Genomic DNA, 23,717 nt, shown 5'->3' on the forward strand with positions numbered 1-23,717 from the left:
ATCCGTCCGACTCGCTAACCTCTGCCCCGGCCCCCCGTGCGGACGGCCGCCCGACCAGCGGGCGGCGACGGGCAGGCCGTAGGAACGGAGCCGTCGCACGTGTCCGTGCACCGTCGCCCCCCACTGCCCGGTGTCCAGCGCTTCGCCCGCGCGCTGGCACTCACCGCCGCCGCGACCGGGGTGCTCCATCTGGGCGTGGCCCCGGCCGGCGCCGCACCGGCCGATCCGCCCGACCGGACCGACGTCAAGGCGCAGGTCGACCAGCTGTACGAGGAGGCGGAGCAGGCCTCCGAGAGGTACAACGCCGCCCAGGAGCAGCAGAAACGATTGCAGCGCGAGGCCGGTGAGCTGCAGGGCCAGGTCGCCTCCGGGCAGGACGACCTCAACCGGCTGCGCGCCGACCTCGGCGCGGTGGCCGCCGCCCAGTACCGCTCCCAGGGCCTCGATCCCACCGTTCGGCTGATGCTCGACAACGATCCGGCGTCCTACCTGGCCGGCGCGCGTGCCCTCGGCCAGGCCACCGCCCGGCAGAACGACGTCCTGCGCGACCTGAACGAGCGGCAGCGGCGGCTGGACCAGCGCCGGCAGGAGACCACCGCCAAGCTCGCCGAGCTCGAAGCGGCCCGGCAACGGCTGGCGGCCGCCAAGGACGAGGTCCGCAGCCGGCTCACCCGGGCCCAGCTGCTGCTGGGCGGCCTCGGCGCCGCCGAGCGCGACCGGCTCGCCGCCGACGACGCCCGGGACGCCCAGCAGCGCGCCACCCGCGGCACCGACCGGCTCGACCTCGGCGACGAACCCGCCGCCTCCGACCGCGCCGCCGCCGCGTTGAACGCCGCCGTCTCGAAGATCGGCTCCCCGTACGTGTACGGATCCACCGGCCCCGGCGCGTTCGACTGCTCCGGTCTGATGTACTGGGCGTGGCGGCAGGCCGGAGTGACCCTGCCGCGGACCTCGCAGGGACAGGCCACGGCCGGTCGGCGGGTGAGCCTCGCCGAAGCCCGGCCCGGAGACCTGGTGATCTTCTTCAAGGACAGGCACCACGTCGGCATGTACGCCGGCGGCGGTGTCGTCGTGCACGCCCCCCACCCCGGCGCCAGGGTCCGCTACGAGAGCGTCGGCGCGATGCCGGTCAACTCGGTGGTGCGGGTCTGAGCCAGCACGAGCCCCTGGTCACCGACCTGCCGCCGGAAGCCCCGCGGCAGGCCGGGGCTTCGCTGTCCCGGCGGGCCGCCCTGCTGGTCGCCGCCGGGTGCGCCGCCCAGCTGTCGCTGCCCCGGGTGCTTCCGGCCGGGCCCGCCGCCCCGGCCGCCGTCCCGCCCGGGCCGGGCGCGCCGTCCGGCGCCCGGGACGCCGTCGCGCAGGTGCTGGCCCGGCGGGCGGGCGCGATCCTGCGGCGCGACCCCGGCGGGCTGCCGACCGCGGCGGGCGCCGAGGAGGCCGACCGGGACCTGCTGACCCGCACCGCCGCGATCCGGTTCAGCGAGTACACCCTGCGGCTCACCACCTTCACCGAACCCGTGCCCGGCGTCGAACGGTTGACCGTCGGCGCCGAACTCGGCTACCGGATCGCCGGCGTGGACGACTATCCGGCGCTGCTGGAGCGGCAGATCGACCTCCAGCGGGAGCCGGCCGGCTGGCGGGTGCTCCGGGAGGTGCCCGTCGGCGCGGTCGCGCCCTGGGACCTGGGCACCGTCCGGACCGCCAACGGGCAGCACAGCACGGTGCTGGGCCTCGGCGAGGAGGCCGAACTGGCCGACCTCGCCGAGCTCGCCGACCGTGCGGTGCCCACCGTGGAAGGCGTCTGGGGCCCCTGGAGGCCCGGCCGGCTGCTGCTCGAACTCCCGCTCACCGTCCAGCAGTTCGCCCGCCGCATGGACGTCTCGGCGGACGCCTACCAGGGCATAGCGGCCGTCACCCTGGCGGTCGGCGGCGCGCCGACGCACACCCCCGCCGACCGGATCGTGGTCAACCCCGACGCGTACCGGCAGCTCAGCCCGCTGGGCCGGCGGGTGGTGGTGACCCACGAGGCGACCCACGTCGCGACGCGGGCCGACACCAGGTCGGCCACCCCGCTGTGGCTGTCCGAGGGCGTCGCCGACTACACCGGCTACCAGGGCACCGGGCGCACCACCCGGCAGATCGCCCCCGAGCTGGCCAGGGACGTCCGGAACGGGCGGATGCCCGTCGGGCTGCCCACCGACGACGCCTTCACCGCCGGTTCGGCCGGGATCGCCCAGGCCTACGAGCAGTCCTGGCTGGCCTGCGACCTGATCGCGCGCCGGCACGGCCCGCAGCGGCTGGTGGCGCTGTACCGGGCGGTCGGGCAGAACGGCAGCGGCGGCCTGGACCGGGCCTTCCGGACCGAACTCGGCCTGGGCGTCGCGGAGTTCACCAAGAACTGGGAGTCCGAGGTGGCCACCCTCCGGGACTGATCGGTCAGCCCGCCAGCGCCCGGTCCAGGCCCGCCGCGTCCAGGAACGCGGTGTGGGTGCCCGCCGTGGTGCAGGCGAACGCGCCGGCCGCCGAGCCCGCGCGCATGCACTCCTCGACCGGGCGGCCCGCCAGCCGGCGCTGCAGGAAACCGGAGACGAACGCGTCGCCCGCGCCGTTGCTGTCGACGATCGGTGCGCCCGGGTCCACCGCCGGGAAGTGCCGCGGCGCCTCGTCCTCGCGGGTCAGCAGGAACGCGCCGTGCGAGCCCGCGGTGGCGACCACCAGTTCGGCCCGGCCGTGTTCGAGGATCGACCGCATCACGGCCTCCGGACGGTTGCCGAGGCCCGCCGCGGACAGGAACACCACGTCCGAGCGGAGTGCGTAGAACCGGTGGTGCTCGTTCTCGCCGTCCCAGGCGTGCAGGTCGGTGGAGCTGGGCAGGCCCAGGCGCTCGACGTCCGGGTACATGTCCCGGTTGACGCCGGTGATCGACAGGTGGACGTGCCGGGAGCGCTCCAGCAGCGGCAGCCAGAACGCGCGCGGCAGCCGGGCGTCCGCCGGGTGGCGGCCGTCGTAGAACGAGAACCGCAGGCCGTCCGCGTCGACCAGGTTGACGCTGCGCGGGGTGCCGTTGGGGGCGGGCAGGTGGCTGAAGTCCAGACCGCGGCGGGCGTACTCGGCCAGCACCAGGGCGCCCTGCGGGTCCTCGCCGAGGAAGTCGGCGAGCTTGGTGCGCAGACCCAGCGCGTGACAGGCCAGCGCGACGCCGTTGCCGGTGTGCGCCGGGTAGTCGAGGACCGGGGGGACGTGCGCCGAGTCGCGGCCGGGCGGGATCTCCAGGCGGTCCACCCGGACGATGGTGTCCACGCCGACGCCGCCGACGATCAGGATGTCGTAGTCGATCATCCGGCGATGGTGGCAGCGAAAAGCCCGGCCCTGCAAGCACTTTCAGAAACTTGCAGGGCCGGGCGGCGGTCGGGTCCGGCCGGGGCGGTCAGGGCCGGTCGGCCGGGGTGAGGTCGTCCAGCAGGTCCTGCTCGTAGGCGATGCCCGGCCGCACCGGGTACTGCGGGCCCACCTGACCGGCCGGCAGCACCACCGTGGTCACCGCCTCCCGGCGGCGGGTGGAGCGCCACAGCCGGTACGCCGAGACCAGGGTGGCGGCCAGCAGCACCAGGTTGCGGGCCGTCAGCACCAGCACGCCGGGCAGCTCGCTGCGGTTCACCGTCCCGAACATCACCGGGAATTCCAGCGTGGTCAGCACCGTCGCCACCAGCACCAGCACCGCCACCGGGCGCTGGCTGGTGTGGCGCACCGTCAGGCACACCGCGGCCAGGCCGACCACCCAGATCATGTACTGCGGGCTGATCACCCGACTGGTCGCGGTGAAGATCAGCAGCGCGCACAGCGCCGCGTCGAAGGTGGTCGCCGAGGTCCAACGGGCCGCCCGCAGCCGCCAGATCAGCAGCCAGCCGAAACCGGCCACCGTCATGCCGACCATCACCTTGGAGATCACCGGCACCCACGGGCCGAGGAACTCCACCGAGCCGTAGTTCATCGTCACGGTGCCGTGCCACGACCCCGCCAGCTTCGCGAAGTGCAGCGGCAGCGCGCCCAGCGACTCGATTTCGATGCCGCGCTCCGACTGGAACTTCAGGAACTCGAACGCCCCGTTCATGCCGGCCGTCAGCAGGAAGCCCAGCGCCCCCGCGAACGTCGCCGCCGACGTCCACGCGCGGCGGGTGCGGCGGCCGCGCGGGGTGCCGAACAGCGCGAGCAGCGGCCAGATCTTGAGCAGACCGCCCAGGCCCAGCAGCACGCCGCCCAGCGCCGGGCGGCGCAGCACCACCAGCAGACCCGCCACCGCCAGCGCCGTCACGATGATGTCGTACCGGCAGTACACCGTCGGGCCGAGCAGCGGCACGCCCACCAGCCAGAACCACGCGCCCAGGTAGCTGCGGCCCCGGCGCACGCCCGCGCGCATCAGCAGGGCCATCGCCGCCGCGTCCACCGCCACGCAGATCACGAAGAACGACACCAGGTACGACCACGGCAGCAGGCCCGGCAGCAGGATCACCAGCGCCGCGCCCGGCGGGTACTGCCAGGTCACGTCGTCCAGCGGGAACGTGCCGGTGCAGAGCACCTCGTACCAGCTGTGGTAGATCACCGAGACGTCCGCGGTCACGTCCGTGCTGGCGATCCGCAGCACACCCGAGACCACCAGGACGAGCAGGGTCCGGGTGACCACCCAGCCGGCCCCCAGGACCCAGAGCGGACGACGGCTCGGGGCGGGGGTCTGCGGCGCTTCCTGCGCCTGCTGCGCGGGACCGGGCTGCGCGGGGACGGGCGCGGCGGAACCGGGCGAGGCAGGCAGCGCCGGGGGCTCCGAACTTCCGGGCCGTTCGGCCTGGGCTGACTCCACTACGCTCCTTCGGGTCGTCGCGTACGCACCGGTACCGGGCAGGCGCGCCGGGGGCACCGGTTAAGGACCACCAGCACACCGCATCGGTTGCGGCGATGTCCTCTAACTTCTCCGAACCGTGTCCGAACCTTCGGGCCTGCGACGGTCCCGCCGCCGTGGACGGTGCGGGCCGCGTTCCCGGCGGACGGGCACGGTGACCTATCGTACGGACCACTCACGGGTACTCCGAGCACCCCCTGACCGAGCGAGCCGCGGCACATGAACAGAACCCTCATCGTCACCAACGACTTTCCGCCCAGGCCAGGCGGCATCCAGGCGTTCGTCCACAACATGGCCGTCCGTCAACCTGCCGGCTCGATCGTGGTGTACGCATCCACCTGGCGGGACGGTCGGGAAGTGGCCAAGTTCGACGCCGAGCAGCCCTTCCCGGTGATTCGCGACCGCACGAGGATGATGCTCCCCACCGCGCGGGTCACCCGGCGGGCGGCGGAGATCCTGCGTGCCGAGAAGTGCACGTCCGTGTGGTTCGGGGCCGCCGCGCCGCTCGGGCTGATGGCCCCCACGCTGCGCCGGGCCGGCGCGCGGCGGCTGCTCGGCATGACCCACGGGCACGAGGCTGCGTGGGCCCAACTGCCGGTCTCCGCACAGCTGTTGCGGCGGATCGGGGGGAACACGGACGTCCTGACGTACCTCGGCGAGTACACCCGGTCGCGGATCGCCCGGGCGGTCGGGCCGCGGGTCGCCTCGCGGATGGTCCAGCTGCCGCCGGGCGTGGACGAGTCCACGTTCCGGCCGGACTCGGGCGGGGACGTCGTCCGGGCGCGGCTGGGGCTGACGGAGCGCCCGGTGGTGGTGTGCGTGTCGCGGCTGGTCCCCCGCAAGGGGCAGGACACCTTGATCCGCGCCTTCCCCCGGGTGCTGGCGGCGCAGCCCGACGCGGTGCTGCTGATCGTCGGCGGCGGGCCCTACCGGGGCGAGCTGGAGAAGCTCGTCGACTCGGTGGGGGTGCGGTCGTCGGTGGTGTTCACGGGAGCGGTGCCCTGGGAGGAGCTCCCCGCGCACTACGGGGCGGGCGACGTCTTCGCGATGCCGTGCCGGACGCGGCGCGGCGGGCTGGACGTGGAAGGGCTGGGCATCGTCTACCTGGAGGCCTCGGCGACGGGGCTGCCGGTGGTCGCGGGGGACTCGGGCGGGGCACCAGACGCTGTCCGCGAGGGAGAGACGGGGTTCGTGGTGCCGGGGAAGGGCGGGGAGACGGTGCTCGCGGAGCGGCTGGTGCGGCTGCTGGCGAACGAGAGTCTCCGACGGGAGATGGGGGAGGCCGGGCGCAAGTGGGTTCACGACGCCTGGCGTTGGGACATGCTGGCGGAGCGGCTCACGGGGTTGCTTGAGGTGCGCTGAGCGCAGGTGGGCGCGAAGAAGGCACCCCACCGCAAGGTCGCGATCACGTGCAGGTCATTGTCCTGCGTCGCGATCTTGCGGTCGGGTGCCTTCCGCTTCGCGCAGTTCCCCGCGCCCCTGGTTGTGCTCTCCCTACTTCGTGTAGAGGGCCTCGATCTCGGCGGCGAAGTCCTTGAGGACGACGTTGCGCTTGAGCTTGAGGGACGGGGTGAGGTGGCCGCTGTCCTCGGTGAAGGTGGTGGTGAGGAGGCGGAACTTCTTGACGGCCTCGGCGTGGGAGACGGCCTGGTTGCCGTCGTCGACGGCGGTCTGGAGGGCGGAGAGGAGGTCGGGGTCCTCGCGGAGGTCGGCGACGGTCGCGTCGGCGGGCTTGTTGTTGAGGGCCTTCCAGCGCGGGAAGAACTCGTCGTCGATGGTGATCAGGCAGGCGATGAAGGGCTTGCGGTCGCCGACCACCATGACCTCGCCGACGAGGGCGTGCGCGCGGATGCGGTCCTCGATCACGGCGGGGGCGACGTTCTTGCCGCCGGCGGTGACGATGATCTCCTTCTTGCGGCCGGTGATGGTGAGGTAGCCGTCGTCGTCGAGGGTGCCGATGTCGCCGGTGGCGAACCAGCCGTCCTGGAGGGCGTCGGCGGTGGCGGCGGGGTTGTTCCAGTAGCCGGTGAAGATGTTCGGGCCCTTGAGGAGGACCTCGCCGTCCTCGGCGATCCGGATCGCGGAGCCGGGCAGCGGCTGGCCGACGGTGCCGATCTTGGCCCGGTCGTTGGGGTTGAAGGTGGTGGCGGCGCAGGACTCGGTGAGGCCGTAGCCCTCCAGGACGGAGAAGCCGATGCCGCGGTAGAAGTGGCCGAGTCGTTCGCCGAGCGGGGCGCCGCCGGAGATGGCGGTCTTGCAGCGGCCGCCGAGCGCGTTGCGGAGCTTGACGTAGACCAGCTTGTCGAAGATCGCGTGCTTGAGGCGCAGCAGGAGCGAGGGGCCGCCGGCGTCGAGGGCGCGGCTGTAGGCGATGGCGGTGTCGGCGGCGCGGTCGAAGATCTTGCCCTTGCCGTCGGCCTGGGCCTTGGCGCGGGCGGTGTTGTAGACCTTCTCGAAGACTCTGGGGACGCCGAGGATCAGCGTCGGTTTGAAGGAGCCGAGCTCCTCGGTGACGTTCCGGATGTCGGAGACGTGGCCGAGCTTGACCGGGACGATGGCGGTGGCGATCTCGGCGATCCGGCCGAGGACGTGGGCCAGCGGCAGGAACAGCAGGACCGAGGACTCGCCGGTGACGAACAGCTCCGGCATCCGGGCGGTGACGTTGCCCAGTTCGGCGAGGAAGTTGCCGTGGGTGAGCTGACAGCCCTTGGGGCGGCCGGTGGTGCCGGAGGTGTAGACGATGGTGGCGATCGAGTCGGCGTTCGCGAGGACGCGGCGTTCGGCGATCACCTGGTCGGCGACGTCCTGGCCGCCGCGGACGAGTTCGGCGATGCCGTCGCGTTCGATCTGCCAGGTGTGCTTGAGCTCCGGCAGGGCCTCGCGGAGCTCGGCGATCACGGCGGCGTGCTTGTCGGTCTCGGTGATGACGGCGAGGGCGCCGGAGTCGCCGAGGATCCACTGCACCTGCTCGGCGGAGGAGGTCTCGTAGACGGGGACGGTGATCGCGCCGACGGTCCAGATCGCGAAGTCGAGCAGCGTCCACTCGTAGCGGGTGCGGGACATCACGGCGACCCGGTCGCCGGGGCCGACGCCGGCGGCGATCAGGCCCTTGGCGGCGGCGTGCACCTCGGCGAGGAACTGGACAGCGGTCAGGTCCTGCCACTGCCCGTCCGCCTTGCGGCTGAGCACAGCGACGCCCGGGTGCCGCTCCGCGTTCTGGTGGACCAGGTCGGCGAGGTTTCCGTCGCTCGGTACCTGGTAGCGGGCCGGAAGACTGAACTCCTCGAGCAAGACTGCTCCTCGTACGCGACGCTGCGGGACGACTGGACGTTACTGCTGAGTAGGTGAGTTCGACCAGAGGGGTCGGCCTCGGTGTTCCGATCGTCACATCGCAGGTGGGACGTGGGATGGATCGAAGCGAACCCTACGGCAGTCGGTAGGTGACCCGCCGGTAAGGTGCCCGGGCGGAAAGGACGCGGCCCTGCCCGCGATAGCCTCTGCTGGGCGCACAGCAGCACAGGGAGATCGCGGAGGCCGCAATGGCGGAGCACACCAGGTCGAGCATTGTCATCGACGCCACCCCGGCCGAGGTCATGGCGGTGATCGCCGATTTCGCCGCGTACCCGGAGTGGACCGACGAGCTGAAGGAGATCGAGGTCCTGCAGACCGGGCCGGACGGCCGCGCCGCCGAGGTGCGGCTGCTGCTGGACGCCGGCGCGATCCGGGACGAGCACGTGCTCGCCTACACCTGGGACGGCGACCGCGAGGTGAGCTGGACCCTGGTCAAGAGCCAGATGCTGCGCTCCCTCGACGGTTCCTACCGGCTCGCCCCGGCGGGCCAGGGACGCACCGAGGTCACCTACCAGCTGGCCGTGGACGTCAAGATCCCGATGCTCGGCATGATCAAGCGCAAGGCGGAGAAGGTCATCATCGATCGGGCCCTGGCCGGCCTGAAGAAGCGCGTCGAGGGCTGATCGGGCCCGTGGCCACCCGCACCGTACTGATCAGCGGCCCGGAATCCGCCAGGATCGCCGCCGCCACCGCCCTGCACCACGCCCGGCAGGGCAGCGAGACCCTACTGCTGGCCGCCGACGACCCGCACCGGGCCGTCGACGACCTGCTCGGCGTCCGGCTCGGCCCCGAGCCCGTCGAACTGGAGCAGTGCCTGACTGCTGCCCGGATCGACGAACAGGCCGCGTTCCGCGCCGCCCTGGACGGCTACCGCGAACGGCTCGCCCCCGCCCTCGACCTGATCGGCGCCCAGCCGCTCGACCCCGAGGAGCTCGCCCCGCTGCCCGGCACCCGTGCCCTCGCCCTGCTGCGCGCGCTGCCCCGCGCCAAGGCCGAGGTACTGGTGGTCGCCGCCCCGCCGCCGGCCGAACTGATCGCCACCCTCGCGCTCCCCGCCCAACTGGAGCGCTACCTCGACCGGCTGCTGCCCGAACAGCGCCAGGCGGCCCGCGCGCTGCGCCCGCTGCTGGCCGGACTGGCGGGCGTCCCGATGCCCACCGACAAGCTGTACGAGGCCCGGGCCGCCGCGTCCGCCGCGCTCGCCGAGGCCGCCGCCGTGATCACCGCGCCCGGCACCACCGTCCGCCTGGTGCTGGACGCCGCCCGCCCCGCGCCGCGCGCCCTCGCCCGGATCCGGGCCGGCCTCGCCCTGCACGGCCTGCCGCTGGACGCCGTCGTCGCGCACGGCGCGCACCCCGCCGGCGCCGTCGACTCCCCGGACCCCTGGCTGGCCCGCACCGCCGCCCGGCAGAGCGAGCAACTCGCCGAGCTGGAACGGGCGTTGAACGTCCCGCTGCTGACCGTGCGGCAGGCCGACTCGCTGGCGGCGCTCGCCGAGCAGCTGTACCCGGCCGGTGCGCCCCGCATCCCCGCGCCCGCCGAGCCCTGGACCGAGGACCGGCTGGCCGCCGAGAACCTGCTGATCTGGCACCTGCCGCTGCCCGGCGCCGACCGCGAGGACCTCGAACTGCTGCGCCGCGGCGACGAATTGGTCCTCGGCGCCGGAACTTACCGGCGGGTCGTGGCACTCCCGTCCGCGCTGCGCCGTTGCACGGTCAGTGGGGCCGGCCTGGTCGACGGAACGCTGTCGGTGCGGTTCACCCCCGATCCCGCGCTGTGGCCGCGCGGGTAACGGGATCTGACGGACGGGAGCGTGTCATGAGTACGGAACAGCCGGGCGGGACGGGCGAGTTCGCGCCACTGGTGGAGGAAGTGCGGAAGTTCGCCACCGCGGTCGGCGGCAAGGCGATGGAGATCGGCGGCCGGCTGCGCGAGTCCAACCCCGAGGTGTACGGCCACCTGGCCGCCGCCGGCGGCGAGTTGCTGGCCGCGTACCGGGCCGCGGTGGCCGGGCACGAACAGCGCTGGTCGGCGCCCCAACACGCCGAGACCGAGCGGGTGGACCTGGACGGGGCCGAAGAGGCCTCCGACAAGTAGTTAAGCCGGCGGTTCGTCAGCGTCACGTTATGGTTTCAAGCCATCACCGAACGGGACAGTTGGTATGACTTCTGAAGGCAGTATGGCCGATCGGTCGGGGATTGCCTTCGAATAATGTATGCCGAACTGTGTACGTGGGCACCCCTCAGCCGGTACCGTTCCGCTGAGCGGGAACGAGTGAATAGCTGAGGGACACATGGCTCTGACCATCGGCGTGGACGTCGGCGGTACCAAGATCGCAGCAGGCGTCGTCGACGAGTCCGGCGAGATTCTGGCCAGGACCCGGGTGCCCACCCCGGCCGACCCCCAGTGGGCGGTCGACGCCATCGCCCAGGGCGTACGTGAGTTGAAGGAGCAGTACCCCGACGTCGCCGCCGTCGGCGTCGGCGCGCCCGGCTTCGTCAGCCAGGACCGCTCCACCGTCCTGATGGCGCCCAACATCGACTGGGAGAACGAGCCCCTCCAGCAGCGCGTCGAGGAACTCACCGGCCTGCCCACCGTGGTCGAGAACGACGCCAACTGCGCGGCCTGGGCCGAGTTCCGGTTCGGCGCCGCGGCCGCGTACGAGGACATGGTGCTGATCACCGTCGGCACCGGCATCGGGGGCGGCATCGTCCTCGACGGCCGCCTGCACCGCGGACGGTTCGGCGTGGCCGGCGAGATCGGCCACCTCAACATGGTTCCCGACGGCCTGCTCTGCGGCTGCGGCGGACACGGCTGCTGGGAGCAGTACGGCTCCGGGCGGGCGCTGCGCCGGTACGGGCGGGAGAAGTCCGCGGCCGACCCGATCGCCGGCAAGCGGATGCTCGAACTCAACGAGGGCGTCGCGGAGACCATTCGCGGCATCCACATCACCCAGGCCGCGGAGGAGGGCGACCCGCTGGCCCTCGCCTGCTACGCGGAGCTCGCCGACTGGCTCGGCCGCGGCATGGCCGACCTCGCGGCGCTCTTCGACCCGGCGGTCTTCGTCCTCGGCGGCGGCGTCTCGGACTCGGGCCGACTGCTGCTCGACCCGGTGGCGGCCGCGTTCGAGAAGTACCTGACGGGCGGTCCGGCCCGGCCGCGCGCGGACGTCGTCCTGGCGTCGATGGGGTCGGCGGCGGGGATCTCGGGGGCGGGGGATCTGGCGCGCGTCTGAGGCGCCTGTTTTCGCCCTCGTTCAACCCCCGGGTCCTGTTACTGTCTGTCAGGTGACGGACACTGATGTTGCGTTGGCGTCCTCCGGGGTGGAGCCGGACGGGGCGCGGCGGGTGCGGGTGATGAGTTACAACGTGCGGTCGTTGCGTGACGACCGCACGGCGGTGGCTCGGGTGGTCCGGGCGTGCGATCCGGACGTGGTGTGCGTGCAGGAGTCGCCGCGGTACTGGCGGAGCGAGAAGGCCGCGGCGTGGCTCGCGCACCGGACGGGCATGGTGATCCTGGCCGGCGGCGGCCGCGTCGCGGCGGGGCCGTTGCTGCTCGGCAAGTTGCAGGTGGACGTGGTGGAGCTGCGGGACGTGCTGCTGCCGAAGACCCGGGGGCTGCACGCGCGGGGGTTCGCGAGTGCGTTGCTGCGGATCGGCGGGTCGCGTCCGTTCTCGGTGACGAGTTGTCATCTGAGTCTTCAACCGGAGGAGCGGCAGCGGCAGTTCGAGCTGTTGCGGCGTCAACTGCGGTCGGGGGAGCCTGGCGTGGTGGCGGGCGACTTCAACGAGCCGCCGGAGGGCCCGGGTTGGCGGGCGTTCGCGGAGGAGTTCACGGACGCGCACGCGAAGGCGCCGTGGGGCGGGACGTTCACGTCGGTGCCGAAGCAGCCGTACCAGCGGATCGACGGGGTGTTCGCGACGCCGGACATCGACGTGCTGGGCTGCGGGGTGCCGTACCCGCTGCCGGGGGTCGCGGAGGCGGACCTGCTGGCGGCGACGGATCATCTGCCGGTGCTGGCGGCGTTGCGGATTCCGGCGCCGTGACAGGCCGGTCGCACCGGGGCCGAGCGGTCGTCGGCCCCGGCGCGGGCGGTCAGACGACGGCGCCGCCGGTCGGGTCCTCGGGTTCGTCGTCGTCGCGGTCCTTCATGCGGGCGACCAGGGTGCCGAAGCCGCTGAGGAAGGCGATGACGCCGACCCAGGCGGGCCAGCCGGAGACCTCGCGCCAGACCACGGCGTCGAACAGGAGCAGCGCGGGGCCGCCGAGGACGGCCAGCCAGGCGAACTTGGCGGTGGTCTCGGCCGGGGGCAGCGGCGGGGGCTCCGGCGGGACGAAGTGGTCGTCGTCCTCGTTCTCGGCGACGGTGTAGTCGCGCGGGCCCTCGATCAGACGGGGGACCGGGCGGGGGGTGAAGTCGCCGAGGCCGGTGGGGCCGGTGGGGGCGCTGGGCCGGCGGGGGCGTTCCTGGACGTTCTCCGCCTCGGGCCAGGCGTGGTCGCCGGCGTCGACCGGCTCGTCGAACTGGGCGACCAGCGCGGCGAAGATCGCGTCCTGCTCGGCCTGGCTGCCGGCGGCGGGACGTCGCGGGGCGGGCTCGGGTGCGGCTGCCTCGGCGGGTTCGGCCGCCTCGGTGTCGTCGCGGGGCAGGTCGTCGTCGTTCGCTTTGCTGGTCTCGTTCACTATCGGCCTTTCAGCCCGAGTGGTTCCCGGCATCGACCGCCGCTGCCGGGGCCAGCCGCCGGACGAAGTCGAGGCTCGCCCCGAAGATCAGACCGGCGTCGTGGTCCAGCGTGGCCACGTGGAAGCTGCGGTCGAGCAGCAGCTCCGTCACATCGGTCGAGGATATCCGGGCGAGCACCATGGCCGAGTTGCTCGGCGAGACCACGTGGTCCTGCGGACTGTGCAACAGCAGAACGGGCTGGGTCACCTTGGGCATTCCCGCCTGGACGCTCTTCCACAGCCGGGCCAGCGACCAGGCGGCGTGCAGCGGCACCCGGTCGTAGCCGACCTCGGACACGCCGGGCTTGGCGATGTCCCCGGCGACGCCGGGCAGCGAGGGCAGCAGGTGACGCAGGACCGGAAGAAGCACCGTCCCGGGGTTGTCGGAGCGCACCGACGGGTTGACGAGCACCAGTCCGGAGATCCGGTCGCCGTGGTTCTCGGCGAGCTTGAGGGTGAGCGAGCAGCCCATCGACAGCGCGCAGACGAAGACCTGTTCGCAGCGCCCGGCGAGTTCGGTGAGGGCGGCGTCCGCGGTGGCGTACCAGTCCTCCCAGCGGGTCGGCTGGAGGTCCTGCCAGCGGGTGCCGTGGCCGGGCAGCAGCGGCGCGCTGACGGTGAGTCCGGCGGCGGCCAGGTGTTCGGCCCACGGCCGCATGGACTGCGGGGAACCGGTGAAACCGTGGACGAGCAGCACACCGATCGGACCGCCCTCGTGGCGGTACGGCTCGGCTCCCGGCAGCAGCGGCATCGGCAGGACTCCTGGAGGTGTGGGACAGGTGAGGGTGTTCCGATCGTCCCACGGGCGGGTTGCCCCGTACAGAGGCCCGATCGCGGCCCCGGACGGGTCGCCGGTGCACGGGCGCGCGGGCGCAAGCATTAGGATCGTCCGGTCCGCACAACAGGAGGCCCCGGTTGTTCTACCGACTGATGAAGATGATCGTCGCGCCGCTGCTGCGGATCTTCTTCCGGCCGTGGATGGAGGGCGAGGAGAACATTCCGGACGAAGGCCCGGCCATCCTCGCCAGCAACCATCTGTCCTTCTCGGACTCGTTCTTCCTGCCCGCGCTGCTCAAGCGGCGGGTGACGTTCATCGCGAAGGCCGAGTACTTCACCACGCCCGGCATCAAGGGCCGGCTGACCGCCGCGTTCTTCAAGGGCGTCGGCCAGCTGCCGGTGGACCGCTCGGGCGCCCGGGGCGCAGGTGAGGCGGCGATCCGCAGCGGCATCGCGGTGATCGAGCGCGGCGAGGTGTTCGGCGTGTACCCGGAGGGCACCCGTTCGCCCGACGGCAAGCTGTACCGCGGCAAGGTCGGCGGCCTGGCCCGCGTCGCGCTGGCCACCGGCGCGCCGGTGATCCCGGTCGCGATGATCGACACCGAGAAGGTGCAGCCGCCCGGCCAGGTGATCCCCAACTTCGGCGTCCGCCCGGGCATCCGGATCGGCCGCCCGCTGGACTTCTCCCGCTACCAGGGCATGGAGAACGACCGGTTCATCCTGCGCTCCGTCACCGACGAGGTGATGTACGAGATCATGCGGCTGTCCGGCCAGGAGTACGTGGACATCTACGCGACCGCCGCCAAGCGGCAGCTCGCGGAGGAGAAGAAGGCCGCCGAGGCCGACCGCAAGGCGCAGCAGAAGGCCGACAAGGCTGCGGAGGAGGCCGAGAAGGCCGCCGAGCAGGCCGCCGAGCAGGCTGCCGAGCAGGAGAAGGCCGCGGGACAGGAGAAGGACGCCGGGGCCTGACCGGCCGTCAGCGTCAGGGGGCTTGGCGTGGAGGAACACAGACAGGTCGTGCCGCGGTCGGGTCCGGCCGCGGCGGTGGTGGCCGGCGGGATGTCGGTGGAGCTGCCGCTGTGGCGCGCCATGGGGTACTTCCGGGTGCTGGCGCTCGGCTACGCGGTGCTGCGGTTCCTCACCGCCTACCAGGAGTTCCTGCACCCGGTGTCCGGCTGGATCTACCTGGGCGCGCTGACCCTGTGGACGCTGGCCAGCACCCGGGCGTTCGCCGGCCCCAAGCGCTGCACCTGGACGGTGCTCGGCACCGACCTGCTGTTCGCGGTGTTCGGCATCGTGCTGAGCGGCTTCATCGACACGTCCGCCCGGGTCCACGCCGGCGCGCCCACGCTGCCCACCATCTGGGCGGCCGGAACCGTGCTCGGCTTCGCCGGCAAGGGCGGCTGGCGGCCCGCCGCGTTCGCCGGGGCGGTGATCGGCGCCGCCAACATCCTCGGCCACGGCGGGATCAGCCCCGACAACCTGCACAACATCGTGCTGCTGCTGGTCGCGGGCTGCGCCATCGGCTACGTCATCGAGCTGGCCCGGGCCAGCGAGGCGGTGCTCACCCGCGCCCTCCAGGTGGAGGCCGCCACCCGGGAACGCGAACGGCTGTCCCGGGACATCCACGACGGCGTGCTTCAGGTCCTCGCCCTGGTGCACCGTCAGCAGGGCGACGCCGCCGAGCTCGGCCGACTGGCGGGGGAACAGGAACGGGCGCTGCGGGCCCTGATGACGGGCACCCAGCAACCGGAGGCCCTCGGCGACGGCGAGGCCGACCTGCGTCCGCTGATCTCCCGGCACGCCGACGAGCGGATCACCGTCGCCGCGCCCGCCACGCCGGTGCTGCTGCCCGCACAGGTGGCCGCCGAACTGTCCGCCGCGGTCGCCGCGGCGCTGGACAACGTCCGGGTGCACGCCGGGGAGCACACCCGGGCCTGGATCCTGCTGGAGGACGAGCCGCAGGCCGTCACCGTCTCTGTGCGCGACGACGGCCCCGGCTTCCCGGCGGGCCGGCTGGCGCAGGCACAGCAGGACGGGCGGCTCGGCGTGGCCCAGTCGATCCGCGGACGGATGCTGGATCTCGGCGGCAGCGCCGAGCTGTACTCGGTGCCCGGGGAGGGCGTCGAGGTGGAACTGCGATGGCCGCGGAGGGGTGGCGATGACTGATCAGCCGGTGCGCGTGATGGTGGTGGACGACCACCCGATGTGGCGCGACGGGGTGGCCCGGGACCTGGCCGAGGCCGGGTTCGCGGTGGTCGCCACCGCCGGGGACGGCGAGGAGGCGGTGCGCCGGGCCCGGGCCAGCACCCCGCAGGTCGTGGTGCTCGACCTCAACCTGCCCGCGCTGCCCGGCGTCGAGGTGTGCCGCCAGGTGGTGGCCGCCGACCCGGCGGTGCGGGTGCTGGTGCTCTCCGCGAGCGGCGAGCACGCCGACGTCCTGGAGGCGGTGAAGTCCGGGGCGACCGGCTACCTGGTGAAGTCGGCCGGCCGCGAGGAGCTGATCGACGCCGTCCACCGCACCGCCGTCGGCGACCCGGTCTTCACCCCCGGCCTGGCCGGCCTGGTCCTCGGCGAGTTCCGCCGCCTCGCCACCGAACCCGGCACCCCCGCCCGGCCGGCCGCCCCCCAGCTCACCCCCCGGGAGACCGAGGTGCTGCGGCTGGTCGCCAAGGGCCTCTCCTACCGCCAGATCGCCGACCGGCTGGTGCTCTCGCACCGCACCGTGCAGAACCACGTGCAGAACACCCTCGGCAAGCTGCAACTGCACAACCGGGTCGAGCTGGTGCGGTACGCGATCGAGCAGGGGCTGGACGAGGAGCTGGGCTAGGCCGAGCAGCGGTCGCCGACGGAGGTGGTGACGGGCCGGAAGATGTCGATGATCTCCTTGTCGGTGAATTCGTCGAGGTGGAGGTACTGCTTCAGCGAGGCCGCCCAGTCGATGTCCTGGAGGTAGTCGGAGATCGCCTTGCGGAGCATCTCGCAGGCCTTCTGGTGACCCTTGGGCAGCACCATCATCAGCTGCTGCGACTTGCCGATGTGGACGTTGCGGGGGACCTGATAGTCGTGCTGAGTGCCGGTGCCGGAGTTCACGGCGATGCCCTGCAGCACCACGTAGTCGGCGACGATCGCCTGCACGGTGCCGTCGTTGAGCCGGTCCTTGCAGGTGTCCAGGTCGGGCTCGGTGAGGGGTGGCGTGCCGCCGTTCAGTTGCATGGTGGCGTACGCGGTGGTCTTCTCCTGCACGCAGACGGACAGCGGCCGGAGGTCCTCCGCCTTGGTGATCACCGTCTTGTCCGTGGTCTTCAGCATCACACCGAGCGGGGTCTGCAGGTACGGGCCGGCCAGGTCGTACTTGCCTTTGAGCCCGTCCTGTTCGGAGATGTCCGCGATCACCAGGTCCACCTTGTTGTGGTTGATCCGGCCGTCGCCGAGGGCGTCCTGCCAGTCGGCGGTGGTTACGGTCACCGAGGTGTAGTCGCGGCCCAGCGCCTCCTGGAGGACCTTCAGTGCCACGTGCGGCTCGAAGCCGGTGAAGGGACTGTTGCGGGGAAGGTCCGACATGCCCGGGCGGTAGCCCTTGAAACCGACCTTGATCGGCATGCTGTCGAACGGGGCCGCCGAGTTCTTGTCGGTGCCGCAGCCGAGCAGGGTGGTGGCCAGCAGGAGGAGCCCTGCTGACATCAGGGCTGAGCGAGGCGAGGGCACGAGGGCCTCCTATCGTTCGAAGTCGACGCTCTGGGTGTCTATGCGCAGGTCGCAGCCCTTGGTGCCTTGGAGGGCAAGCGTGAGGGTCAGTTGGTTGTGGCCGGGCGTCACGGCGACGGACAGCGGTACGTCCGGGCTCTGCCAGTCGGTGCTCTGGCCCATGTCGGTGGCGAGTGCGACCCGCATGCCCGGGCAGCCGCCGGTGCCCGGGTACGGATCGGTCAGGTGGATGTGCGCCACCAGCCGGTGCGCCTCCGCCGGGACGTCCACCTTCGCCGAAGACATGCTGCCCTCGTGCACCACGATCGGTGACCAGGTCACCGGACGGCTCGGCAGCGGCGGGGGAGCCTTGACCAGCACGACGGCCGCCACCACGCCGGCCGTGGCCAGCAGCGCGCCGGCGACCGCCAACGGGGTGCGGAGCCGGTGCGGGAGGGGCGGGACACGCACCACGTAGGCGCGCGAGCGTTCCACCGCCTCGCGGGCCTGCTGGCCCAACACACCCTCGACACGGTCGAGTTCGAGCAGCAGCAGCGAGGGGGTGCCGCCCGCCAGGGCCTGCTCGGCGAGTCGGAGCAGTTCCAGCCCGGTGGCGTGCTCCGGCGGCTGCGGCGGGAAGCAGAGCACCTCGGCGATCGCCACGAAGTCGGCGCGCTGGTCCGTCGTCAGCCCCCGGGCGTCCTGCGCCCGGCCGAGGAACGCCACCCAGTCGCCGCGCAGTTGGGCGCCCATGGTGTCGGTCAGCCAGTCGTACAGGTGGCCGATGGCGGCGGCGGGCTGGGCGTGGTCCTCGGCCAGGTACTTGGCGATCCGGTTGGCGGACTGCGGGAGGCCGGCGTGGTGCACATGGACGATGTAGTCGGTCTGTTCGGCGAGGTGCTGTTCCAGATCGGGCAGCGGCAGGGCCAGTTCGTGCCAGCCCGACAGGATGCGCTGCAGCATGTGCCGGGTCTCCCTGGTGCAGCGGTCCATGTCTCACCCCTCCGGGTCGATGTGCAGCAGTCTTCCGAGGTCGTCGAGTGCCCGGTGCGGTCCGGACAGGGCGAACGCGCCCTCCAGGAGGGCGTGCAGGGCGGTGGTCGGGTCCCGGTGGTTCAGGCAGGCGGCGGCGATGCCGCGCAGGTGCAGGAATGCATGCCCGTGATAGGGGACCTTGATCCCTGCTCCGGGGTCGAGTCGGTCGTTCACCATCTGGATCAACTCCAGACGGGCCGGCGGGTCCTGGAGCAGCGGCAGCTCGGCCAGCAGCCGGGCGCAGGTCATGGCGGTGACCGACGGCGGCTGTTCCGGCGCGGGCGGCCGCTCGCCGAGCAGCGGCAGCAGCTCGGACAGCGGGGTCAGCCAGCCGCCCATCGTGGTGCGGCTGTCGGCCGTCGCCTTGACGACGCCGATCACCCGGCCGTGGCCGTCGATCGCCATGCTCCCGCTCAACCCGAACGGGATCGAGCCCAGTTGGACGCGCAGGCCGATGCCGGACGGGCCTGCCACGGTCAGCTGGGCCGATTCCGGGCCGACCTCGCGGGTCAGGGTGTTCTCCGCGAAGCCGTGCACCAGGACGGCGGCGCCGTTGGCGACGTCGCGGTCGGCGAGCGGTACCGCCGGTGCGCCCGCCAGGCCCGGGACGGCCAGCACCGCCAGGTCCGGCGGAGGGTGCACGGCCGCGCCGGGCGGGCGTTCGGGCGGGGCCAGCAGCATCACCCGGGCCGGGTGTGCGGCACCGGAGTGGTGGGCCGTCACCGCGGACTGCCCGGCCACCACGTGGGCGCAGCTGACCACCCGGCCGCCGCCGAGGTGGAAGCCGCTGCCGAGGAACTCGCCTTCCGGCCCGGCCAGCCAGAGTGCGGCGGCCGGTGCGCCCTGCGCCGTCACTCGGCGGGCTGGCCGTCCGGCCGCGACCAGCCCAGTCTGACGACCAGGCTGGCCTCGCCGGAGGCCTCCGCCAGTACGCTGATCAACTGACCGGATTTCAGCCCCAGGTTGAGGCCGAACTCGACCTCGAAGGAGTCGGGGTCGCCGGCGTCGAGCGCGGTGTCGCGGGCCCAGCGGCCCACCGCGCGGACCGTCCGCCGCACCTCGCCGAGGCTGTGCGTCACCGCCCTGGAGACCGCCCCCGCGTCCCCGGCCGCCGGCTCCGATCCGGCCCGGACGGCCGCGTGCAGGACGGTGCCGTCGTCGAGGACGATCTCCACCGTGTCGTGTTCCGTCGAATGCGCCATGTCCCCCTCCATTCCCGCTCGCGAAGCAGGATATGAATATCAGTCAACCCTGCTCCGTACTACGCGTTTTCGGGGTTCGTGACGGGTGGGGCGGATGGGTCAGCCGTGCACGGCCGGGACGGCGCGCAGCAACTCCGCGACGATCTCCACGCCGTCCCTGGTCAGCACCGACTCGGGGTGGAACTGCAACCCGGCGAAGCCCGGGCCGCGCAGGGCGTGGACGTCGTCGGTGCGGGGGTCGCGGGCCACCTCGATGCCGTCGGCGGCCAGCCGCTGCGCCGCGGTGTCGTCGCAGCGGGCGGTGAAGGTGTTGTAGAAGCCGACGGTGCGGCGGGTGCCGAACAGGTCGATGCGCTCCTGCGCGCCCTGGAACGGGACGGCCTTGCGGGCCGGCGGCAGGCCGAGCTCGGCGGCGAGCAGCTGGTGGCTGAGGCAGACCGCCAGCAGCGGCGCGGTGCGGGAGCCGTCCCGGGCCGCGGCGAGGGCGTCGGCGACGATCGGGCGCAGCAGCGCCATCTTCGGGTCGGAGAGGTCGGCGGGGTCGCCGGGGCCGGGGCCGAGGATCAGCGGGCCGGGGTGGGCGGCGGCCCGCTCGCGCAGGCCTGGCGTGTCATGGCGCAGCACGGTGACGGTGTGGCCGAGCGAGCGCAGCAGGTGGGCGAGCATCGCGGTGAAGGTGTCCTCGGCGTCCACCACCAGCGCGTGCGCGCCCCGGCGGGGCTCGGCGGGCTGCTGCATCCGCAGCCAGAACGGGGCGAGTCCGGCCCGGCGGGCGCCGAGCGCGGCCTGCACCCGGTGGTCCTCGCCGAGCCGGGGCCGGGCGGCGGCGGCCTTCGCCGGCCGGGCCGGGCGGGCGCCGAGCGCGGAGAGGACGCCGGCGGCCTTGGCGTGGGTCTCGGCGACCTCCGAGTGCGGGTCGGAGTGCCGGACCAGGGTGGCGCCGACCCGGACGACCAGCGAGCCGTCGGCGGGGTCGATGTCGGCGGCCCGGATGCAGATCGGCGAGTCCAGTTGCTGGCCGCCGCCGGCGGAGCGCCCGATCAGCGCCAGCGCGCCCGAGTAGTAGCCGCGCCCGCCGCGCTCGTACCGGTCGATGACCCGGGTGGCGTTCTGCACCGGGCTGCCGGTGACGGTGGCCGCGAACATGGTCTCCCGCAGCACGTCCCGGACGTCCAGCGAGGTGCGGCCGCGCAGCTCGTACTCGGTGTGCGCGAGGTGCGCCATCTCCTTCAGTCGCGGCCCGAGCACCTGCCCGCCGAGGTCGCCGACCGCGCACATCATCTTCAGCTCCTCGTCGACCACCATGGTGAGCTCCTCCAACTCCTTGGGGTCGCGCAGGAATTCGAGGAGTGAATCGGCGGTCGGCCCGGTGGACGGATAGCGGTAGGTGCCGGAGATCGGGTTCATCACCACGGTGCCGCCGGACTGCCGGACGTGGACCTCGGGGGACGCGCCGACCAGCACCCGGTCGCCGGTGTGCACCAGGAACGTCCAGTACGCGCCGCGCTCGTGCTCCAGCAGACGGCGGAACAGGGTCAGCGCGGTGGCGGTGGAGAAGCCGTCCAGCTCGGCCCGGAAGTCGCGCCGGATGACGAAGTTGGCGCCCTCGCCGCGCCCGATCTCGTCCTTGATCACCCGCCGGACGATCTCCGCGTACTCCTCGTCCGCGATGTCGAACTCCCCGCCGCGCAGCTCCACCGGCGTGTCCGGCAGCGCGGCCAGCAGCGCGGCCAGCGGCAGCGCGTGCTGCTCCTCGACGGCCAGGGCGCGCAGCGGGGTGCCGTCCTGGCGGGCGGCGAAGCCGCGTTCGCGCAGCTGGGCGTAGGGGACGAGGGCCAGCAGGTCGTGCCGGGGGCCGTCGGCGGGGACGCCGTGCCGCACCGGGAGGTCGGCCAGCGTGTCGTGCTCGGAGACGGTGCCGAGCAGCAGCTCGACGGTGTCGGGGGCGAGCCGGGGCGCGCGGCGGTGCAGCAGGGCGAAGGCGGGTGCGCCGGGCGCGGTGAGCCGGGCGAGCAGGTCGGCTGCGGTGGTGGTCACGGCTGCGGTGATCCTTCCGGGAGGTGGCTGGTGCGGGCTCTGCCGCCGCCCTCCGGGAAGGTCGTGACGCTGGACACAGACGTCGACGGCCGCCCCGAAGGGCGGCCGTCGTTCGTCTACAGGGGACGCGCGATCCGTGGGCCGCCCAACGGGCAGGCCCACCACCAGGAAGAGGTGTGCGTCGCGGTCATGCAGCAGACCATAGCCCACCGCGGAGGGCGCCGGGAGGATGTCCACGAGCTGTCTCACCCACCGGGCGGCGTCACCGAGCTGCGCCGAGCACCCCGTAGCCTTGCCCTTGTGACCGTGACTAACCACTCCTGGCAGTCCCTGCCCGCGGCGCAGCAGCCTGAATGGCCGGACCAAGAGGCTCTGCGCAATACCCTTGCGGAGCTTGCCTCCTATCCGCCGCTCGTCTTCGCCGGCGAGTGCGACCAGCTGCGCGCCCGGCTCGGCGCCGTCGCGCGTGGTGAGGCGTTCCTGCTGCAGGGCGGTGACTGCGCCGAGGCCTTCGACGGCGTGTCGGCCGACCACATCCGCAACAAGCTCAAGACCCTGCTCCAGATGGCGGCGGTGCTCACCTACGCGGCCTCGGTGCCGGTGGTGAAGGTCGGCCGGATCGCCGGCCAGTACTCCAAGCCGCGCTCGAAGAACACCGAGACCCGCGACGGCGTGACCCTGCCGGTCTACCGCGGCGACTCGGTGAACGGCTTCGAGTTCACCCCGGAGTCCCGGATCCCGGACCCGGAGCGCCTGAAGCGGATGTACAACGCGTCCGCCTCGACGCTGAACCTGGTGCGCGCCTTCACCACCGGCGGCTACGCCGACCTGCGCCAGGTGCACGCCTGGAACCAGGACTTCGTGCGCAACTCCCCGGCCGGTCAGCGCTACGAGCAGCTGGCCCGGGAGATCGACCAGGCGCTGGCCTTCATGAACGCCTGCGGGGTGGCCCCGGAGGAGTTCAAGACGGTCGAGTTCTTCTCCTCGCACGAGGCGCTGATCCTGGACTACGAGACGGCGCTGACCCGCACCGACTCGCGCACCGGCGAGCTGTACGACGTCTCCGGCCACATGGTCTGGATCGGCGAGCGCACCCGTCAACTCGACCACGCGCACATCGAGTTCGCGTCGAAGATCCGCAACCCGATCGGTGTGAAGCTCGGCCCGACCACCTCGGTCGACGAGGCGCTCACGCTGATCGACAAGCTGGACCCGGACCGCGAGCCCGGCCGGCTCACCTTCATCACCCGGATGGGCGCGGGCAAGATCCGCGACCACCTGCCCACCCTGGTGGAGAAGGTCACCGCGTCCGGCGCCCAGGTGGTGTGGATCAGCGACCCGATGCACGGCAACACCTACGAGGCGTCCAGCGGTCACAAGACCCGCAAGTTCGACGACGTGCTCGACGAGGTCAAGGGCTTCTTCGAGGTGCACCGCGCGCTCGGCACCCACCCGGGCGGCATCCACGTGGAGCTGACCGGCGACGACGTCACCGAGTGCGTCGGCGGCGGCGACGAGGTGCTGGTCGACGACCTGCACCAGCGCTACGAGACCGCCTGCGACCCGCGGCTCAACCGCAGCCAGTCGCTGGACCTGGCGTTCCTGGTCGCCGAGATGTACCGCGGCCAGTAGGGCCGACCGGCCGGTGTGACGAAGGCCCCTCCGTTTTCGGTGTTCCGAAGGCGGAGGGGCCTTCTTCGTACTCGCACCACCAGGTAAGGTAAGGCTCAGTAAAGGAAGCCGAGCTGGAAGGGGCCGTGCATGTACGTGTGCATGTGCCACGCGGTCACCGAGGCCCGGGTCAAGCAGGAGATCGACGAGGGCGCCACCACCCCGCGCCAGATAGCCCGGGGCTGCAAGGCCGGCACCGACTGCGGCTCCTGCGTCCGGCGGATCCAGGCGCTGCTCGGCGAGCACGGCGCCCGCCCCTGCCCCACCGCCCGGCTGGCCCGGCGGCTGGGCCTGGCCGAACCGGCCTCCCCGCAGGCCGCCTAGGCTCTCCTCCCGGCGGC

23 protein-coding genes are annotated in these 23,717 nt (G+C 72.8%); 13 read left to right on the top strand and 10 right to left on the bottom strand.

Annotated elements, in window-relative coordinates:
- The first annotated feature begins 99 nt into the window (after nucleotides 1-99).
- Together ACFV4P_RS11245 and ACFV4P_RS11250 are read left to right on the top strand one after the other, a co-directional pair.
- Complete coding sequence (locus ACFV4P_RS11245) at nucleotides 100-1,152, top strand: NlpC/P60 family protein (RefSeq protein WP_380469717.1); 1,053 nt, start codon at nucleotides 100-102, stop codon at nucleotides 1,150-1,152.
- Nucleotides 1,153-1,277: 125 nt separating this feature from the next.
- On the top strand, nucleotides 1,278-2,432 hold the full coding sequence (locus ACFV4P_RS11250; protein WP_380469719.1) for a hypothetical protein: 1,155 nt from the start codon (nucleotides 1,278-1,280) through the stop codon (nucleotides 2,430-2,432).
- A gap of 4 nt (nucleotides 2,433-2,436) precedes the next feature.
- On the opposite strand, the gene ACFV4P_RS11255 is transcribed toward ACFV4P_RS11250, so the two are convergent.
- Entirely contained in the window at nucleotides 2,437-3,339 is a 903-nt protein-coding gene (locus tag ACFV4P_RS11255) for a carbohydrate kinase family protein (RefSeq protein ID WP_380469721.1), read from the bottom strand.
- Nucleotides 3,340-3,427: 88 nt separating this feature from the next.
- Nucleotides 3,428-4,855 carry a glycosyltransferase 87 family protein gene (locus tag ACFV4P_RS11260; protein ID WP_380469722.1) on the bottom strand — a complete coding sequence of 476 codons (1,428 nt, stop codon included), beginning with the start codon at nucleotides 4,853-4,855 and terminating at the stop codon, nucleotides 3,428-3,430.
- A gap of 258 nt (nucleotides 4,856-5,113) precedes the next feature.
- Between ACFV4P_RS11260 and ACFV4P_RS11265 the strand changes: the two genes are divergently transcribed.
- Nucleotides 5,114-6,256 (top strand): glycosyltransferase family 4 protein, encoded by a 1,143-nt coding sequence (locus ACFV4P_RS11265; RefSeq protein ID WP_380469724.1) that lies wholly within the window; start codon nucleotides 5,114-5,116, stop codon nucleotides 6,254-6,256.
- A 132-nt stretch (nucleotides 6,257-6,388) separates the two neighbouring features.
- Here the strand turns inward: ACFV4P_RS11265 and ACFV4P_RS11270 are convergent, their stop codons facing one another.
- Entirely contained in the window at nucleotides 6,389-8,185 is a 1,797-nt protein-coding gene (locus tag ACFV4P_RS11270) for an AMP-dependent synthetase/ligase (RefSeq protein ID WP_380469726.1), read from the bottom strand.
- A gap of 248 nt (nucleotides 8,186-8,433) precedes the next feature.
- On the opposite strand from ACFV4P_RS11270, the gene ACFV4P_RS11275 reads away from it, so the two are divergent.
- From ACFV4P_RS11275 to ACFV4P_RS11295, 5 genes are all read left to right on the top strand, one after another.
- The gene (locus ACFV4P_RS11275; protein WP_073811855.1) at nucleotides 8,434-8,868 is read left to right on the top strand and encodes an SRPBCC family protein; all 435 of its coding nucleotides are present in this window, start codon (nucleotides 8,434-8,436) and stop codon (nucleotides 8,866-8,868) included.
- An 8-nt stretch (nucleotides 8,869-8,876) separates the two neighbouring features.
- Entirely contained in the window at nucleotides 8,877-10,037 is a 1,161-nt protein-coding gene (locus ACFV4P_RS11280) for an ArsA family ATPase (protein WP_380469728.1), read from the top strand.
- A gap of 26 nt (nucleotides 10,038-10,063) precedes the next feature.
- Nucleotides 10,064-10,342: a DUF5304 family protein gene (locus ACFV4P_RS11285; protein ID WP_380469730.1), complete on the top strand. Its 279-nt coding sequence runs from the start codon at nucleotides 10,064-10,066 to the stop codon at nucleotides 10,340-10,342.
- 196 nt (nucleotides 10,343-10,538) lie between these two features.
- Nucleotides 10,539-11,480 (top strand): ROK family glucokinase, encoded by a 942-nt coding sequence (locus ACFV4P_RS11290; RefSeq protein ID WP_380469732.1) that lies wholly within the window; start codon nucleotides 10,539-10,541, stop codon nucleotides 11,478-11,480.
- A 52-nt stretch (nucleotides 11,481-11,532) separates the two neighbouring features.
- Nucleotides 11,533-12,291 carry an endonuclease/exonuclease/phosphatase family protein gene (locus ACFV4P_RS11295; RefSeq protein ID WP_380469734.1) on the top strand — a complete coding sequence of 253 codons (759 nt, stop codon included), beginning with the start codon at nucleotides 11,533-11,535 and terminating at the stop codon, nucleotides 12,289-12,291.
- A 49-nt stretch (nucleotides 12,292-12,340) separates the two neighbouring features.
- On the opposite strand, the gene ACFV4P_RS11300 is transcribed toward ACFV4P_RS11295, so the two are convergent.
- Nucleotides 12,341-12,928 carry a hypothetical protein gene (locus tag ACFV4P_RS11300; RefSeq protein WP_380469736.1) on the bottom strand — a complete coding sequence of 196 codons (588 nt, stop codon included), beginning with the start codon at nucleotides 12,926-12,928 and terminating at the stop codon, nucleotides 12,341-12,343.
- Nucleotides 12,929-12,938: 10 nt separating this feature from the next.
- Nucleotides 12,939-13,718, bottom strand: coding sequence for an alpha/beta hydrolase (locus ACFV4P_RS11305; protein WP_380469737.1), 780 nt, complete (start codon nucleotides 13,716-13,718; stop codon nucleotides 12,939-12,941).
- A gap of 179 nt (nucleotides 13,719-13,897) precedes the next feature.
- Between ACFV4P_RS11305 and ACFV4P_RS11310 the strand changes: the two genes are divergently transcribed.
- The 3 genes from ACFV4P_RS11310 to ACFV4P_RS11320 all read left to right on the top strand — a co-directional run bounded on the left by ACFV4P_RS11310 (nucleotide 13,898) and on the right by ACFV4P_RS11320 (nucleotide 16,574).
- Nucleotides 13,898-14,713, top strand: coding sequence for a lysophospholipid acyltransferase family protein (locus tag ACFV4P_RS11310; protein ID WP_380469943.1), 816 nt, complete (start codon nucleotides 13,898-13,900; stop codon nucleotides 14,711-14,713).
- 90 nt (nucleotides 14,714-14,803) lie between these two features.
- Entirely contained in the window at nucleotides 14,804-15,913 is a 1,110-nt protein-coding gene (gene macS, locus ACFV4P_RS11315; protein ID WP_380469945.1) for a MacS family sensor histidine kinase, read from the top strand.
- Complete coding sequence (locus ACFV4P_RS11320; protein ID WP_073811845.1) at nucleotides 15,906-16,574, top strand: response regulator transcription factor; 669 nt, start codon at nucleotides 15,906-15,908, stop codon at nucleotides 16,572-16,574. Before macS ends, ACFV4P_RS11320 begins: the two co-directional genes overlap by 8 nt.
- Here the strand turns inward: ACFV4P_RS11320 and ACFV4P_RS11325 are convergent.
- The 5 genes from ACFV4P_RS11325 to ACFV4P_RS11345 form a co-directional block, all read right to left on the bottom strand.
- Nucleotides 16,571-17,428 carry a substrate-binding periplasmic protein gene (locus ACFV4P_RS11325; protein WP_380469739.1) on the bottom strand — a complete coding sequence of 286 codons (858 nt, stop codon included), beginning with the start codon at nucleotides 17,426-17,428 and terminating at the stop codon, nucleotides 16,571-16,573. The genes ACFV4P_RS11320 and ACFV4P_RS11325 overlap by 4 nt on opposite strands.
- Before the next feature lie 33 nt (nucleotides 17,429-17,461).
- Nucleotides 17,462-18,394, bottom strand: coding sequence for a hypothetical protein (locus tag ACFV4P_RS11330; RefSeq protein ID WP_380469741.1), 933 nt, complete (start codon nucleotides 18,392-18,394; stop codon nucleotides 17,462-17,464).
- A gap of 33 nt (nucleotides 18,395-18,427) precedes the next feature.
- The gene (locus ACFV4P_RS11335) at nucleotides 18,428-19,321 is read right to left on the bottom strand and encodes a trypsin-like peptidase domain-containing protein (protein WP_380469743.1); all 894 of its coding nucleotides are present in this window, start codon (nucleotides 19,319-19,321) and stop codon (nucleotides 18,428-18,430) included.
- A complete protein-coding gene (locus ACFV4P_RS11340) occupies nucleotides 19,318-19,668 on the bottom strand; it encodes a CU044_2847 family protein (protein WP_073811838.1) in 351 nt (116 codons plus the stop codon). Before ACFV4P_RS11340 ends, ACFV4P_RS11335 begins: the two co-directional genes overlap by 4 nt.
- Before the next feature lie 99 nt (nucleotides 19,669-19,767).
- Nucleotides 19,768-21,705, bottom strand: a complete 1,938-nt coding sequence (locus tag ACFV4P_RS11345; RefSeq protein ID WP_380469745.1) for an anthranilate synthase family protein — start codon at nucleotides 21,703-21,705, stop codon at nucleotides 19,768-19,770.
- A 300-nt stretch (nucleotides 21,706-22,005) separates the two neighbouring features.
- On the opposite strand from ACFV4P_RS11345, the gene ACFV4P_RS11350 reads away from it, so the two are divergent.
- Nucleotides 22,006-23,337, top strand: a complete 1,332-nt coding sequence (locus tag ACFV4P_RS11350) for a class II 3-deoxy-7-phosphoheptulonate synthase (protein WP_073811835.1) — start codon at nucleotides 22,006-22,008, stop codon at nucleotides 23,335-23,337.
- 129 nt (nucleotides 23,338-23,466) lie between these two features.
- The gene (locus tag ACFV4P_RS11355) at nucleotides 23,467-23,700 is read left to right on the top strand and encodes a bacterioferritin-associated ferredoxin (protein WP_073811834.1); all 234 of its coding nucleotides are present in this window, start codon (nucleotides 23,467-23,469) and stop codon (nucleotides 23,698-23,700) included.
- Nucleotides 23,701-23,717: the final 17 nt, after the last annotated feature.

Origin of the sequence: Kitasatospora sp. NPDC059795 (genome assembly GCF_042732175.1) — a bacterium.
In the GTDB taxonomy this organism is placed as follows: Bacteria; Actinomycetota; Actinomycetes; order Streptomycetales; family Streptomycetaceae; genus Kitasatospora.

Bases quoted from the DNA above. Each gene is read 5' to 3' on its own strand.
- ACFV4P_RS11255 (WP_380469721.1), bottom strand. From the start codon at position 3,339: ATGATCGACTACGACATCCTGATCGTCGGCGGCGTCGGCGTGGACACC.
- ACFV4P_RS11265 (WP_380469724.1), top strand. From the start codon at position 5,114: ATGAACAGAACCCTCATCGTCACCAACGACTTTCCGCCCAGGCCAGGC.
- ACFV4P_RS11275 (WP_073811855.1), top strand. From the start codon at position 8,434: ATGGCGGAGCACACCAGGTCGAGCATTGTCATCGACGCCACCCCGGCC.
- ACFV4P_RS11285 (WP_380469730.1), top strand. From the start codon at position 10,064: ATGAGTACGGAACAGCCGGGCGGGACGGGCGAGTTCGCGCCACTGGTG.
- ACFV4P_RS11290 (WP_380469732.1), top strand. From the start codon at position 10,539: ATGGCTCTGACCATCGGCGTGGACGTCGGCGGTACCAAGATCGCAGCA.
- ACFV4P_RS11305 (WP_380469737.1), bottom strand. From the start codon at position 13,718: ATGCCGCTGCTGCCGGGAGCCGAGCCGTACCGCCACGAGGGCGGTCCG.
- ACFV4P_RS11310 (WP_380469943.1), top strand. From the start codon at position 13,898: ATGAAGATGATCGTCGCGCCGCTGCTGCGGATCTTCTTCCGGCCGTGG.
- macS (WP_380469945.1), top strand. From the start codon at position 14,804: ATGTCGGTGGAGCTGCCGCTGTGGCGCGCCATGGGGTACTTCCGGGTG.
- ACFV4P_RS11320 (WP_073811845.1), top strand. From the start codon at position 15,906: ATGACTGATCAGCCGGTGCGCGTGATGGTGGTGGACGACCACCCGATG.
- ACFV4P_RS11325 (WP_380469739.1), bottom strand. From the start codon at position 17,428: ATGTCAGCAGGGCTCCTCCTGCTGGCCACCACCCTGCTCGGCTGCGGC.
- ACFV4P_RS11330 (WP_380469741.1), bottom strand. From the start codon at position 18,394: ATGCTGCAGCGCATCCTGTCGGGCTGGCACGAACTGGCCCTGCCGCTG.
- ACFV4P_RS11340 (WP_073811838.1), bottom strand. From the start codon at position 19,668: ATGGCGCATTCGACGGAACACGACACGGTGGAGATCGTCCTCGACGAC.
- ACFV4P_RS11355 (WP_073811834.1), top strand. From the start codon at position 23,467: ATGTACGTGTGCATGTGCCACGCGGTCACCGAGGCCCGGGTCAAGCAG.